Source organism: Actinomadura sp. 1N219, from assembly GCF_044326405.1.
In the GTDB taxonomy this organism is placed as follows: domain Bacteria; phylum Actinomycetota; class Actinomycetes; order Streptosporangiales; family Streptosporangiaceae; genus Spirillospora.
In genome coordinates, this window is record NZ_JBIRAY010000001.1 from 163,386 (window position 1) to 177,956 (window position 14,571).

13 protein-coding genes are annotated in these 14,571 nt (G+C 70.6%); 11 read left to right on the top strand and 2 right to left on the bottom strand.

Going from position 1 to position 14,571, the window contains the following annotated elements; translation table 11 throughout:
- Positions 1-302 precede the first annotated feature (302 nt).
- The 4 genes from ACH35V_RS00815 (at position 303) to ACH35V_RS00830 (ending at position 4,416) form a co-directional block, all read left to right on the top strand.
- The gene (locus ACH35V_RS00815) at positions 303-1,304 is read left to right on the top strand and encodes a LacI family DNA-binding transcriptional regulator (protein ID WP_395969526.1); all 1,002 of its coding nucleotides are present in this window, start codon (positions 303-305) and stop codon (positions 1,302-1,304) included.
- Between the two features lie 435 nt (positions 1,305-1,739).
- Positions 1,740-1,976: a hypothetical protein gene (locus ACH35V_RS00820; protein WP_395969527.1), complete on the top strand. Its 237-nt coding sequence runs from the start codon at positions 1,740-1,742 to the stop codon at positions 1,974-1,976.
- 105 nt (positions 1,977-2,081) lie between these two features.
- Complete coding sequence (locus tag ACH35V_RS00825) at positions 2,082-2,924, top strand: N-acetylmuramoyl-L-alanine amidase (RefSeq protein WP_395969528.1); 843 nt, start codon at positions 2,082-2,084, stop codon at positions 2,922-2,924.
- Between the two features lie 55 nt (positions 2,925-2,979).
- Entirely contained in the window at positions 2,980-4,416 is a 1,437-nt protein-coding gene (locus ACH35V_RS00830) for a methyltransferase (protein ID WP_395969529.1), read from the top strand.
- A gap of 28 nt (positions 4,417-4,444) precedes the next feature.
- On the opposite strand, the gene ACH35V_RS00835 is transcribed toward ACH35V_RS00830, so the two are convergent.
- Both ACH35V_RS00835 and ACH35V_RS00840 read right to left on the bottom strand, forming a co-directional pair.
- Entirely contained in the window at positions 4,445-5,515 is a 1,071-nt protein-coding gene (locus ACH35V_RS00835; RefSeq protein ID WP_395969530.1) for a quinone-dependent dihydroorotate dehydrogenase, read from the bottom strand.
- A 39-nt stretch (positions 5,516-5,554) separates the two neighbouring features.
- Positions 5,555-6,736: a hypothetical protein gene (locus tag ACH35V_RS00840; protein WP_395969531.1), complete on the bottom strand. Its 1,182-nt coding sequence runs from the start codon at positions 6,734-6,736 to the stop codon at positions 5,555-5,557.
- A 206-nt stretch (positions 6,737-6,942) separates the two neighbouring features.
- On the opposite strand from ACH35V_RS00840, the gene ACH35V_RS00845 reads away from it, so the two are divergent.
- The 7 genes from ACH35V_RS00845 to ACH35V_RS00875 all read left to right on the top strand — a co-directional run bounded on the left by ACH35V_RS00845 (position 6,943) and on the right by ACH35V_RS00875 (position 14,565).
- Positions 6,943-8,007: a hypothetical protein gene (locus ACH35V_RS00845; protein ID WP_395969532.1), complete on the top strand. Its 1,065-nt coding sequence runs from the start codon at positions 6,943-6,945 to the stop codon at positions 8,005-8,007.
- 493 nt (positions 8,008-8,500) lie between these two features.
- A complete protein-coding gene (locus tag ACH35V_RS00850) occupies positions 8,501-9,055 on the top strand; it encodes a hypothetical protein (RefSeq protein WP_395969533.1) in 555 nt (184 codons plus the stop codon).
- Between the two features lie 281 nt (positions 9,056-9,336).
- Positions 9,337-10,629 carry an extracellular solute-binding protein gene (locus ACH35V_RS00855; RefSeq protein ID WP_395969534.1) on the top strand — a complete coding sequence of 431 codons (1,293 nt, stop codon included), beginning with the start codon at positions 9,337-9,339 and terminating at the stop codon, positions 10,627-10,629.
- Between the two features lie 69 nt (positions 10,630-10,698).
- The gene (locus ACH35V_RS00860; protein WP_395969535.1) at positions 10,699-11,634 is read left to right on the top strand and encodes a carbohydrate ABC transporter permease; all 936 of its coding nucleotides are present in this window, start codon (positions 10,699-10,701) and stop codon (positions 11,632-11,634) included.
- Positions 11,634-12,464, top strand: coding sequence for a carbohydrate ABC transporter permease (locus ACH35V_RS00865; protein WP_395969536.1), 831 nt, complete (start codon positions 11,634-11,636; stop codon positions 12,462-12,464). The genes ACH35V_RS00860 and ACH35V_RS00865 overlap by 1 nt, the downstream gene beginning before the upstream one ends.
- A gap of 15 nt (positions 12,465-12,479) precedes the next feature.
- Positions 12,480-13,760: an ABC transporter ATP-binding protein gene (locus tag ACH35V_RS00870; protein ID WP_395969537.1), complete on the top strand. Its 1,281-nt coding sequence runs from the start codon at positions 12,480-12,482 to the stop codon at positions 13,758-13,760.
- An 82-nt stretch (positions 13,761-13,842) separates the two neighbouring features.
- On the top strand, positions 13,843-14,565 hold the full coding sequence (locus ACH35V_RS00875) for a class I SAM-dependent methyltransferase (protein WP_395969538.1): 723 nt from the start codon (positions 13,843-13,845) through the stop codon (positions 14,563-14,565).
- Positions 14,566-14,571: the final 6 nt, after the last annotated feature.

Sequence of the window (14,571 nt, forward strand, 5' to 3'; positions counted from 1 at the left end):
CACCGTCCGGCGGCGCTGTGAGACAGAACACCACAGGCCCGAACCACCATTGTCGGATGCCCGTTACTCACTGTTGCGGCGGTATGGGGGAAAGGCGCGGCATCATGGCAACTCCCCCTCGAGTGGAGGACGGCGCGTTACACACCCCGCCGCGCGCCGTCGAGGCAGGTCCCACAGGTCCCCCTGGACGGAGTGCCATGTCAGCTGATCAGGCGAATCCCCCGCAGAACATGCGGGAACAGAGCGCGGTGCCCAGGCCGCGCACCGAGCCTTCTCCCGCCAGACGCGACGAGGGTAGAGCCGTGCCCGCGCCGAAACCGACGATCCGCAACGTCGCCGAGCGCGCCGGCGTCTCCAAATCCCTCGTCTCCCTCGTGATGCGAGGGTCACCGCACGTGAGCGAACGGCGGAGACAGGCCGTCCTGCAGGCCGCGCGCGAGCTGGGCTACCGCCCGAACGCCGTGGCGCGCAGCCTCGTCGAAGGACGCACCAGGCTGATCGGCGCGATCGTCGCCGATCTGCACAACCCGTTCTTCGCCGAGTTCCTTGACGGGCTCCAGGAGAGCCTGCACGGCGCGGGCCTGCGGATGCTCGTCGGCAGCGGCCGCTGGGACCCGCTGTTCGAGGCGGAGGCGGTCGAGGCCTTCCTGGAGATGCGGGTGGACGGGCTGGTGCTGCTCAGCGTCGTCCCCGAGTCGCTCAAGGAGGCCGCGGCCAGCGTCCCGGTCGTGGTCGTCGGTGAACGCGACGTCGTCGGCGTCGACATCGTCGTGGACGACGACGAGCTCGGCGCGAGCCTCGCCGTCGACCATCTCGTCGAACTCGGGCACCGGCGGATCGCGCACATCGAAGGGGCGCGCTCCACCACGGCGCGCTACCGCCGCGACGGGTACGAGAAGGCGATGCACCGGCACGGGCTCGCCGACGAGATCGTCGTCGAGCCGGGCGACTTCACCGAGGACGGCGGCTACCGCGCGGCCCGCGCGCTGCTGCGCCGCGATCCGCGCCCGACCGCCATCTTCGCGCCGAACGACCTGGTCGCGACCGGGGCGCTGTCGGCGGCGGACGAGCTGGAGATGCGGGTGCCGGCGCAGCTGTCGATCGTGGGCTACGACAACACCCACCTCGCGGCGATCCGGCACATCTCGCTGACCAGCGTGGACCAGCCCCGCCGGGACATGGGACGGGTGGCCGCCGAGATGCTGACCGCGCGCATCGGCGACCCCGCCCGCGTGGCCCGGCAGAACCTGGTCGTCCCGCACCTGGTGGTCCGTTCGACGACGGGGCCCGCTCCCACCCTGTGAGCCCCGGTCACAGGGACCGTCCCCCCGCCTTCGAATAGCTCCCGAGGTCCGACCCACCCCACGCGGCCGCCGTGGCCGTACCCGGCCATGCGCGTGCCCGGCATGCCCGCCCGGCACGACGGCGACGGCCGGTCCTTCGGCATGCCCGCGGGGGGCCGGATCGGCGGGAAGGCGCGCCCGCGCGCCGGGCGGGTGGGGCGGGGAGGCGGGTCCGTACACGGCGGTGAGGAGGTGTGTCCGCGTGCGCCGGGTAAGAGCCGGTGTGCGGTAGGTAAGGGGCCGGCCAAGTCTGCCGCATTCGCCGGCCCGCGACGCGCCGCCGGCGGGTTAATGGACTCACCGTCCGGCGGGCGGGTCCGGGTGGCCTTGAGGGGAGGCCGCCCGGACGGGAACGCCGCCGGACGGACACGGGAAAGTCCACGAGGGGGTTCAGTCGTGCGTGATCCGGAACTGGTGTCGTGCGCGCAGCGCGCGGCGAGCGAATTGGAACGCGCGTGGTCGGAATGGCGGCACGCGCGGGGGCTGGCCGAGCAGGTCTCGGAGTCCGTGGCCAGCTACGTCGCCCATTCGATCGACCACCCGTGGGGGCGTCCCCGCGTGGTCCTGGGCCTGGACGCCGACGAGGCGCGCGCGCTCGCCGCGCTGCTCGGCAAGGACGACCCGCTCGCCTGAACCCGCCGCCGAATCCGCCGGGTTTCCTGGACTTCGTTTGACGAACCCTCACCGGTGTGCAGACTGTCAGGGTCGGTAACGAAGTCATCACGGAGGAAACGGCCGGTGCGCATTCATCGAGGCGGTCTCACGGCCGCCGGTCTCGCGCTGTGCCTTGGCGCGCTCGTCGCGTGCAACGCCTCCGCGGAACCGTCCGGGGGGGACGGCGGGACGGTGAATCCGCCGACGGCCGGCGGGCGGGCCTCGGGCGCCCCGGAGGACGGGAAGGACCCGGCGTCCGGCGGCGGGCCGTCCGCGCTGGACGGCAAGGTGATCGTCATCGATCCCGGGCACAACGGCGGGAACGCCCGCAATCCGGCCCAGATCAACAAACAGGTCAAGATCGGCAACGGCACCAAGGCGTGCGACACGACCGGCACCAGCACCGCGGCCGGGTACGGCGAGCACGCCTTCACCTGGGACGTCTCCAACCGGCTCGCGAAACTCCTGCGCGCGAGGGGCGCCAAGGTCGCGCTGACCCGCAAGGACGACAAGGGCGTCGGCCCGTGCATCACCGAGCGCGCCGCGATCGGCAACCGGCTCAAGGCCGACGCGGCCGTGTCGATCCACGCGGACGGGACGTCCGCGTCCGGGCATGGCTTCCACATCATCGAGCCGGTCGCCGTCGGCGGGAACGCCGCGATCGTGCCGCGGTCCGCAAAGCTGGGCAAGGCGCTGCGCGACTCCTACCGCGCGGGCACCGGCATCCCGTACTCCAACTACCTCGGCGAGAACGCCATCGACCGGCGCAAGGACCTCGGCGGTCTCAACCTGTCGACCGTCCCGAAGGTGTTCATCGAGTGCGGCAACATGCGGAACAGGGGCGACGCGTCCAAGCTGTCCAGCGCGCCGTTCCGCCAGCGCATCGCCGAATCGCTGGCCAAGGGTTTCGAGACGTACCTCGGCTGACCCGGCGTCCCGGCATCGGGAGCGGCAGGATGGGCGGGTGGCTGATCTTCTTCGTGTGCGTGAACTGCTGACCGGGGCCGGATACACGGTCGCGGGTGTGCGGGAGCTGCTCGGGCCTGTCGCGGGCGGGGCGCTCGCGCGGGACGAGATCGTCCCGGCGCTGCGGGCGACCGGCGGCGGCTCACCGCTGGAGGCCCTGACGCGGCTGTTCTGGTTGCAGGTGCCGGTGGAGGCGGCGGCGATCCAGGCGGACGAACTCGTCGCCGCGGGCTTGGTGGACGCGTCCGGCGGGGAGATGCGAGCCCGGCTGCGCGTCGAGCCGGTCGAAGCGGTTGACGATGGCGGCGGGCATGTCGGGTATGTCGTGTCCGATCTCAAGGTCCGGCCGGGGGCGGGGGGCGTTCCGGCGGCGGATCATGTGGTGGGTGCGGGCGGTGCGTCCGGGAGCCTGGCGCGGCTGGTTGTCCACAGGGCTGTGGATAACGTGCTCGATGTCGGGACGGGTTGCGGCGTCCAGGCGGTGCATGTGGCGAGCCGGAATCCTGGCGCGCGCATCACGGCCACCGACGTCAATCCGCGTGCTCTTGATCTTGCCCGGATGAGCTTCGCGCTTTCTGGAACGGTGGCGGGTGAGGCGGAGCTTCTTGAGGGGTCACTGCTGGAGCCCGTTCAGGGGCGCCGGTTCGATTTGATCGTGTCGAATCCGCCGTTCGTCGTCGCGCCGCCAGGGGACCGCCGGTTCACGTATCGGGAGTCCGGCCTGCCGGGCGACGACTTCTGCCGGCGGCTGGTGGCGGCGGCCCCGAAGCACCTCGATGAGGGCGGATACTGCCAGGTCCTGGCGAATTGGCTGCATGTCGAGGGCGTTCCCTGGGAGGAGCGCGTCGGCTCTTGGGTGGACGGGTGCGACGCGTGGATCGTCCAGCGGGACGTCCAGGATCCGGCGGAATACGCTGAGTTGTGGCTACGGGATTCCTGCGAGGCGGGAACGCCGGAATACCGCGTCCGGTATGAGGCTTGGCTCGACCACTTCGAGCGGAACGGCGTCACCGGGATCGGGTTCGGGTGGATCACGCTGAGGCGTGCTGAGGGCGGCGTCGTCCGGGTGGAGGAGGTGCGGCACGCCGTCGATCAGCCGGTCGGCGCGTACGTCCCGGACGTCCTTGACGGCTTCGTCAAGGCGGACGAGTTTTCCACAGCCTGTGGACAGACGGTGCGGGCGGCGGCCAGTCTCGTCCAGGAGCAGATCGGCCCGCCCGGCGCCGAGGACCCCGAGCGGATCGTGCTGCGCCAGACCGTCCGGCTCCGCCGCGCCGCCGCCGTCGGGACGGTCGAGGCCGGCCTCGCAGGCGTCTGCGACGGCTCGCTGCCCCTCGATCCACTGCTGGACGCCATCGCGCAGCTCACCGGCATGGACCCGGCCCAAGTCCGCGCGCACGCCGACGCCGTCCTGCCCGCGCTGATCGCCGACGGCTTCTTCACGGTGGTCTAGCGAATCAGCTTCACGGTGGTCTAGCGGGTCAGCGGCGGGCTTCGGGGAGGGTGCGGAACGCGCTTTCGCGGAGGCGGCGGGACAGGGCGCGGTTGACGCGGTGTGCCCAGAACGGGCCGCCGTAGATCATTCCCGTGTACGCCTGGACGAGGGTGGCGCCCGCGCGGACGCGTTCCCACACGTCGTCGGCGTTCTCGACGCCGCCGACCGAGATCAGCACCAGCCGGTCGCCGGTGCGGGCGCGGAGGCGGCGCAGGACGTCCAGCGAGCGGTCCTTCAGCGGCGCGCCGGACAGCCCGCCGGTCTCCTTCACCAGGGCGGGCGGGCTGAGCAGGGCGTCCCGGGCGATGGTGGTGTTGGTCGCGATGATGCCGTCCAGGCCGAGGTCGACGGCGAGGTCGGCGACCGCGTCGACGTCGTCGTCCGCCAGGTCCGGCGCGATCTTGACGAGGAGCGGGACGCGGCGGTCGGACGACCGGTCCGCCGCCTCGCGCACGGCGGTCAGCAGCGGGCGGAGGTGCTCGACGGCCTGGAGGTTCCGCAGGCCGGGGGTGTTGGGGGAGCTGACGTTGACGACGAGGTAGTCCGCGTGCGGAGCGAGGCGCTCGGTGCTCGTCACGTAGTCGGCGGCGGCCGCGTCCTCCGGGACGGTCTTGGTCTTGCCGATGTTGGCCCCGACGATCGTCCGGCCGGAGCGCCCGGCGAGATGGCGCGCGGCGGCCTCCGAGCCCTCGTTGTTGAAGCCCATCCGGTTGATGACCGCCCGGTCGGGGACGAGGCGGAACAGCCGCGGGCGCGGGTTGCCGGGCTGCGGGCGTCCCGTCACCGTGCCGATCTCGACATGGCCGAACCCGAACGCGCCGAGCGCCTCGTAGGCGACGGCGTCCTTGTCGAATCCGGCGGCGAGGCCGAGCGGGGACGGGAAGTCCAGCCCGAGCGCCCGCACGGCCAGCGCCGGATCGCGGGGCGCGAGCAGCCGCCGCAGCAGCGGCGCGGCCCCGGGCACGGCCTGGAGCGCGCGGAGCCCGCGCAACGTCAGGTGGTGGACGGTCTCCGCCGGGACCCGGGAGATGACCAGTGCGAACAGGAGTCGGTACATCGTCCGCCAGTATCTCAGCCGGGCGGGGCGCGGGGACGGTCAGTGTCCGCGGAAGGTGCGGCGGAGCTGGAGGCGGACGTCCCGGCCCGCTTCGCGCATCGTCCGGCGGGCGGCCCGGACCGGCTCTCGCACGCCGACCCGCCAGGTCTCGCGGACGCCGCGGCCGATCGGGCGGAGCACGCTCGTCCCGACCCAGCGGGCGGGCGCGACGATCAGGACCCGGGTCGGGACGACGACGAGCGTCCGCCAGAGCCACCGCAGGACGCGGGCCGCGAGCCGCCACGTCCCGACGAATCCGGCGATGATCGGGGCCAGCACGTACCGCCACACCGTCCGGGCGGGCAGGACGATCAGGACGCGCGCCAGCCACGCCAGGCACCGGCCGATCAGCCGCCACGACCACGCGAGGGCCGCCGCGAACGCGCGCCACCCGGCCGCGAGCAGCCCGCCGAGCGCGCCGAGTATGGACAGGGTGCCGCGTCCCAGCCAGGCGAGCCCGCGCCAGACGATCCGGGCGAGCCAGGCGAGGCCGGCCAGCGGCGGACGCAGGACGTACCGCCACAGCAGCACCAGCGGCATGATCACGAGCACGCCGATCAGCAGCCCGATGCCCTTGACCAGCAGGACGAGCCCCTGGACGAGGAGGGAGGCGAGCCAGGCCAGGCCGCGTCCCAGCAGTTTGAGCGGTTTGAGGAAGAGCAGAGCGAGGAGCCAGGCCAGGCCGCGTCCGATCAGGGCGAAGAAGCGTCCGACCGGGGCGATCAGCCAGCGGTAGATCCAGCGGGCCACGCGGCCGGTGCCGCGCCCGAACCAGCGCAGGAAGCCGAGGATCACGACGACGGCGAGCCACCGCAGCGGCCGGACGATGAGGAGGTCGAGGAGCCGTCCGAACGGGACGAGCAGCCAGCGGTACAGCGCGAGGCCGAGCCCGCGCAGCATCCGGCCGACGAGCCGGGCCAGCCACCCCGGCGCCCGCATCAGGCCGTTCCACACCGCCCGGACGCCCCGGGCGATCAGGACGACCACGTCGTGGACCAGCCGCAGCGGCACCAGCACGATCAGCGCGACCACGCGCGCCGGGATCACGATCCACGCCGGACCCGCCGGACCCGCCGGACTCGCCGAGCCCGCCGGACTCGCCGAGCCCGCCGGCCGCGTCGGCGCCGGCTCCTTGCTCAGGTTGATCGGGGCGTCCGCGGGGGAGTCGTCGCCGGTGGTCACTGCTGCCTGCCTCGCGAACCGTCGATGGAACCAACTGTGCTTCTGACCCGGCTCGCGGGCTGCCGGTTCCGGGTGGTTGAACCCGTTCCGAGGGATTCACCGTACTGCTCCTCGATCCGGGCGAGCGGTGCGGCGGCTCGACCGCGATCGGCGTACGGGACCAGGAACCGGAGCCGGGACCCAGACGACACGGAGGACAGACCACAATGAAGATCCCACGTTGGGTGATTCCCGCTGCAGCCGCCCTGACCGCGTCCGGGCTGGTGCTCACCGCATGCGGGCAGGAGAACGGCGGGAAACAGCAGAACGCCGCCGCGGGCACCCAGGGGCGGGCTCCCGCCGACCCCTCGGCGGAACCGTCCGCGCCACCGGCGCCCGAGCCCACCGCGCTGGAGGTCGCCAACTTCACGCGGCTCGGCAAGGTCGTCACCGACGGAGACGGCAGGACGCTGTACCGGTTCGACAACGACACGGCCCGTCCGCCCGCGTCCACGTGCGCGGACGCGTGCGCCAAGGCGTGGCCGCCGGTCATGGCGACCGGGGCGGAGCCGGAGGTCGACGGCGTGAAGCAGTCGCTGGTCGGCAAGGTCAAACGGCCGGACGGCCAGTGGCAGGTCACGCTCGGCGGATGGCCGCTGTACCGGTACGCCAAGGACGAGGGCCTCGGCGACGTGAAGGGCCAGGGCGTGGGCGGGACCTGGTACGCCGCGTCCCCGACCGGGACGAAGGCCGCGCCGAAGAAGGCGGCGGACGACGACCGCTGGAAGGGCTGGACGATCGTCAAGGCCAGGACCGACCCGAAGCTCGGCCTCATCCTGACGGACGGCAAGGGCCGCACGATGTACCGCTTCGACAAGGACACCGACAAGCCGCCGACCACGAACTGCTTCGGCGCGTGCAAGAAGGCGTGGCCGGTGGTCGTCTTCACCAACTGGAAGAAGGTCAAGCTCGAAGGCGTCGACCGGAAGCTGGTCGACTTCATCGAGCGCAAGGACGACGGCAAGTGCCAGCTCACCATCAACGGCTGGCCCATGTACTACTACGAGAAGGACGAGCAGCCCGGTGACGTGAAGGGCCAGGGCGTCGGCGGCGTCTGGTGGGCCACCACGCCGGAGGGCAAGCGGGCCGCCGTCACCGGCTCAGGCGCCGGCGCTGGCGCGGGGAGCGGAAACGGCAACGGAAACGGCAACGGCGGCTACGGGAACGGCAACGGCAATGGGAACGGCAATGGCGGCTACGGCAACGGCTACGGGTCGGGTGGAGGTTACTGAGCACCACCCGTCGCGCTAGCCGCCCCCACAGGCGAAGGCGCGGAGGGGACGCGGGTCGGTCGGGGTCCGCGATCCCTCCGCGCCTTCCTGCATGCCGCGAACATAGATATGGCCAGACGGATAGGTGTCCGCGTTCTGCCACCGTGCCAGGTGGCAGAACGTCTTGTGGCTCGGCGGCTGAAATTCATTACCAGCGTGTTTGCCCGACCCGGGAATAGGCGGGTCACAAAGTGCTCCGTGGCGGTGCGCCGGGTGGCCTGCTGCCAGGTGGCATTCTGCTCTCTGACCTGCGGTTAATGGCTTTCAGGCGGCCTTTCGAGATGCGATCCTGAGGGCGAATCGGCCGAGTCCAGCCGATCTTACAGGACCATTCGGGGTGGGCCTCATGACAGTTGTTCCAGCACCGGCGCCATCGGTGTACGACGGCCGCGGTTCCGGGAATTCCGGCTCGTCTGGGAATTCCGGCTCGTCCGGTCGGCTGCTCTTTCGCCCGGTGCTGGCCATCGACATCATGGGCTACAGCGTCCGATCACCACTCATGCAGTTCCAGGCGCAAACGGATCTGCTGGCCGCGATGGAGGTCGCCGCGGACGAGGCCGGGCTTGACCGGGGACGGTGGATGCAGCAGGTCAGCGGCGACGGCGAACTGGACGTCTTACCGGGCGACGACGACATCGTCACGGTCGTCGGCAGGTACGCCCCCGCCCTCGAACGCGCCCTCGCCGAGACGAACCGCAAAGCCGCCCCGGATCGGCGCCTGCGGGTGCGGCTCGCGCTCCACCACGGCGCTTTGATCATGGGACCGCAGACCTTCTTCGGACCGGCCGGGGACGCGCCGGTGGTCGTGAGCCGGCTGCTCGACGCCCGCCCGCTGCGCCGGTACCTGACCGTCCACCCGGAACGGGACGTCGCGCTGATCGTCTCCAAACAGATCTTCCGCGAAGTCGTCTGCAGCGGCTTTTGCGCACTGCCGCCCGCGCACTTTCACCTGATCCGCACGACGATCAAGGGCGTCGTTTATCAGGGCTACATCTACGATCCCGGCTGAGGTCGCACGGCGGAGAGCAGAATAGAGCGGCCCCGGGGTCCCCCGGGGTCACGAGAGTTGATCAAGCTGTGCGCGTGTGATAAGAGCGCCTGTCGTGTCCGATGAAGAGATTGTTACGCGCGGGACACGGTCTCTTCAGATCACTCTTTGGATCTCGACAGTCACGGAATCCGGTGATCGAATGGAGTTCGAACCGCCACGGACGCGGCCCGGCGAAGTGTCGCTCCAGGTGGGAGGCTTCGGGAGGCCCGATGGTCGGACGAGTCGCACGAGTCGGTCGAGTGAAGCGCGCGGCGTCGCTGCGAGCCGGGGTCGCGCTGGGGCTGCTGGCCGGGGGGCTGACGGCCTGCGGGGGCGGCGGCGGGATCCCCGCCCTGAACTGGTACGTCAACCCGGACAACGGCGGGCAGGCGACGATCGCCGCGGCGTGCACGAAGGCGGCGGGCGGCAAGTACCGGATCAAGACCTCGCTGCTCCCCAGCGACGCGACCCAGCAGCGCGAGCAGCTGATCAGGCGGCTCGCGGCCAAGGACACCGGCGTCGACCTGATGAGCCTCGACCCGGTCTTCGTGGCGGAGGCCGCGAACGCCGGGTTCCTCCGTCCGTTCACCGCGAGCGAGGCGGGGCCGCTGACCGAGGGCGTCTTCGACTCCGCGGTGCAGAGCTCCACCTGGGAGGACAAGCTCTACGCGGCGCCGTTCTGGGCGAACACCCAGCTCCTCTGGTACCGGAAGTCAGTCGCGCAGAAGGCGGGCATCGACCCGAACGCGCCCGACTTCACCTGGGACAAGCTGATCGACGCGGCCGTCCGCACCAACACCACGATCGGCGTGCAGGGCAACCGGTACGAGGGCTACATGGTGTGGATCAACGCGCTCATCGCGTCCGCCGGGGGCCGGATCATCAGCGACGCGGAGAAGGGCGACGAGGCCGCCATCGAGATCGACTCGCCTGCGGGCAAGCAGGCCGCGGGGATCATCGGGAAGCTGGCGAGGTCGACCGCCGCCGGGCCGACGCTGTCCACCGACATCGAGGAGCAGTCCCGGGCCACGATCAACGGCCCGCGCGGCGGCTTCCTGCTCAACTGGGGCTACGTCTGGCGCGCGGAGAAGGGCGACGCCGAGGCGGGCGCGATCGACAAGAACATCGTCGGCGACCTGGGGTGGGCGCGCTATCCGCGGGTGAACCCGCAGCAGGAGAGCAAGCCTCCGTTCGGCGGTATCGAGATCGGGGTCAGCGCGTACGGGAAGCACCGGAACGACCTGGCCGTCGAGGCGGTCAACTGCATCACGTCGCCGGCGAACATGAAGCGGTACATGCTCGACGAAGGCAACGTCGCCGCCCGTCCCGCGATCTTCGACGATCCGGACATCCTCAAGGAGTTCCCGATGGCGCCGCTGATGCGGGACTCCATCGCCGCCGCGGCGCCCCGTCCGGCCACGCCCTACTACGCGGACGTGTCCGGGGCCATCCAGAACCGCTGGCACCCGCCCGCGTCGGTGAACCCGAACACGACGCCGCGCGAGTCCGCCAGGTTCATCCGCGAGGTCCTGCGTGACAAGGCCCTGCTCTGAGGCCGCCCAAACGGCCCAAACGGGCCTACTGGCCCCAACGGCCCCAACGGCTCTAACGGAGGTGTTCGGATGACATCCGTCGAAACGGCGCCGAAGAGCGGGCGGCCCCCTGCGCGCGCGGAGATCACCGACCGGGAGCGGGGCGAGCGCAGGCTGGGGCTGCTGCTGTCCGCGCCCGCGGTGGTCGTGATGCTGCTGGTCACCGCGTATCCGCTGGGCAGCGCCCTGTACCAGTCGCTGTTCAGCTACCGGCTCACCGCGCCGGACGACCGGCGCTTCGTCGGCCTCGGCAACTACGCGACCGCGCTGACCGACCCCCTGTTCTGGCAGACGGTCGTCACCACCCTGATCATCACGGTGATCACGGTCGGGGTGGAGTTGGTGATCGGGTTCGGGCTCGCGATGGTGATGCACCGGGCCGTGTTCGGACGCCGGACGGTCCGGACCGCGATCCTGCTGCCCTACGGCATCGTCACGGTCATCTCGGCGTTCGCGTGGAAGTACGCGTTCGACGTCCAGTCCGGGTTCGTCAACTCGTGGTTCGGGCTGGGCGACTTCGCCTGGTTCTCCGACCGCTGGGCCGCGCTGTCCGTGATCATCCTGTCGGAGATCTGGAAGACGACGCCGTTCGTGTCGCTGCTGCTGCTCGCCGGGCTCGCGCAGGTGCCGCGCGATCTGGGGGAGGCGGCGACGGTGGACGGCGCCACGGCCTGGCAGCGGCTGAAACGCGTCACGATCCCGAACATGAAGGCCGCCATCCTCGTCGCGGTGCTGTTCCGCACCCTGGACGCGTGGCGGATCTTCGACAACGTGTTCATCATGACGGCGGGCCAGGAGAAGACCCAGGTGCTGTCGTTCCTCACCTACCAGCAGATCATCACCCGGACGGCGCTCGGCCTCGGCAACGCGGTCGGCGTGCTGCTGTTCCTGTCGGTGGTGCTGATCGCGGCGGTGTTCATCAAGGGGTTCCGCGTGGATCTCTCCCAAGTGAGGGGTGATCGCTGATGGAGTCGGCGCGCTCGAGGACGCTGTGGATCGTCGCGTCGCTGCTGATCCTGGTGTGGACGGCGTTCCCGATCCTGTGGATCGTGATGCTGTCGTTCAAGACGCCCAGCGAGATCGGCAACGTCCAGGGCTTCTTCCCCCAGGACTGGACCTGGGACAACTACGAGACGGTCTTCAAGACCGACCTGTTCACCTCGGCGCTGATCAACTCGATCGGCATCTCGCTGATCGCCACGTTCGTCGGGGTCGTGTTCGCGACGCTGGTGGCGTACGCGATCGCGCGGCTGGAATTCCCCGGCAAGAAGCTGATCCTGTCGTTCGCGCTGGCGATCGCGATGTTCCCGGTCGTGTCGCTGGTCGGGCCGCTGTTCGACCTGTGGCGCAACATCGGCCTGTACGACACCTGGCCGGGCCTGATCATCCCGTACATCTCGTTCGCGCTGCCGCTGGCGATCTGGACGCTGTCGGCGTTCTTCCGCGAGATCCCGTGGGAGATGGAGCAGGCCGCGCAGGTGGACGGCGCCACGTCCTGGCAGGCGTTCCGGAAGGTGATCGTCCCGCTGGCGGCGCCCGGGGTGTTCACCGCCGCGATCCTGACCTTCTTCTTCTGCTGGAACGACTTCGTCTTCGGGATCTCGCTGACCTCGACCGACCGGGCGAGGCCCGTGCCGGCGGCGCTGGCGTTCTTCACCGGGGAGTCCTACTTCGAGCAGCCCACGACCGCGATCTGCGCGGCCGCCGTGGTCGTCACGGTCCCGGTCGTCATCGTCGTCCTGGCGTTCCAGCGCCGCATCGTGGCCGGGCTGACGTCCGGCGCCGTCAAGGGCTGAGTTCAAGGGAGAGTCATGGCCGCCATCACCATGAAGAACATAGTCAAGAAGTACGGCGACGGCTTCCCGGCCGTGAACGACGTGTCCCTGGACGTGCGGGACGGCGAGTTCATGATCCTGGTCGGCCCGTCCGGCTGCGGGAAGTCGACGCTGCTGCGGATGATCGTCGGGCTGGAGGACATCACGTCCGGCGAGATGATCATCGGCGAGCGGGTCGTCAACAAGGTCGCGCCGCGCGAGCGGAACCTGTCGATGGTCTTCCAGAACTACGCGCTGTACCCGCACCTCACCGTGTTCGAGAACATCGCGTTCCCGCTGCGGCTCGCGAAGAAGCCGGACGAGGAGGTGCGCCGCCGCGTCAAGGAGACCGCCGAGCTGCTGGAGCTGACCGACCATCTCGGCCGGAAACCGGCGAACCTGTCCGGCGGGCAGCGGCAGCGGGTCGCGATGGGGCGCGCGATCGTCCGGCAGGCGGACGCGTTCCTGTTCGACGAGCCGCTGTCGAACCTGGACGCGAAGCTCCGCGGCCAGATGCGCACCGAGATCTCGCGGCTGCAGAAGCGCCTCGGCGTCACGACCGTGTACGTCACGCACGACCAGACGGAGGCGATGACGCTCGGCGACCGTGTCGCGGTGCTGCGCATGGGCGTCCTGCAGCAGGTCGGGAGCCCGCGCGAGCTGTACGAGGAGCCCGTCAACCTGTTCGTGGCGGGGTTCATCGGGTCGCCGTCGATGAACTTCCTGCCCGCGTCCGTGGACGGCTCGTTCCTCGAAACCCCGCTCGGGCGCTTCGAGGTGCACGACGAGCGCAAGGTCGCGGCCGTCGGCGACCGCGATGTCGTGCTCGTCGGGATCCGCCCGGAGCATTTCGAGGACGCGTCGCTGGTCGGCGAGGAGAAGAGGGCGAAGGGCAGCATCGTCCGCTCGCGGGTGGACGTGACCGAATGGCTCGGCAACGAGCTGTACGCGTACGTCCCGTACGAGGCGCCCGCCGATCTGACCGCGCAGCTCCGCGACCTGTCCCGCGAGCTGGACAGCGACCAGCTCCGCACGCAGGCCGTGGTGGCGCTGGACGCGTCCAGCGAGATCAAGCCGGGCCGCGAGGCGGAGCTGTGGATCGACACGTCCAGGATCCACATCTTCGACCCGTCCACCGGGGAGAACCTCACCCGGGACGAGGAGCGCGTCGCGCAGCTGGACCGCATCGCCGAGGAGTCCCGCGACGCCCACCGCGACACCCACCGCGCGCCCGCGGCGGACGGCGGCGCTTCTGGGGCGTCCGTCGCGGAATCGTGAGCCGATGCGCTTCCCTGCGATCTGACAGAGACTGGACGAATTCCTGACACGTTCGGTTGATTCCTCTGGGACGATCGTTGGCATGTACGAGCGCTTCGCCCACGAGTACGCCGTCCATGCCGAGAACAGCGCCTACAACGCCCTCTACGACCGTCCCGCCGTGCTCGGCCTCGCCGGGGACGTCGCAGGTCTCGCCGTGTTCGACGCGGCCTGCGGTCCCGGCCTGTACGCCCGCGAACTGCTGGACCGCGGCGCCCGCGTCACCGGCTGCGACGTGAGCCCCACCTTCGTCGACCTGGCCCGCGACCGCTGCGGAGACCGCGCGGACCTGCGCGTCCACGACCTGTCCGAGCCGCTGACCTGGGTCCCGGACGGCTCCGCCGACCTGATCGTCTTCGCCCTGGCCCTGCACTACATCGATGACCGGGTGGCGCTTCTCCGCGAGTTCCACCGAATACTGGCGCCGTCCGGCGCGCTCGTCCTGTCGACCGAGCATCCGACGACGGGGTGGGCCCGCCTGGGCGGCTCCTATTTCACCGAAGAACCCGTGGAGGAATCGCTGAGCCCCGAGCGGGACTGGCCGATCCGGACCTGGCGGCGTCCGCTGACCGCGATCTGCGGCGAGTTCCGCGAGGCCGGGTTTCTCATCGAGGAGCTTCTGGAGCCTCGCCCGCTTCCCGAAATGGCCGATCGGTATCCCGAGGACCACGCGAAGCTGGAGGATCTCCCGGCCTTCATCGCCTTCCGCCTCATCCCTGCTTCGTCGTCGCGTATCTGGCGGGGGAGACGCCCACCGTCGCAGTGAATTGGC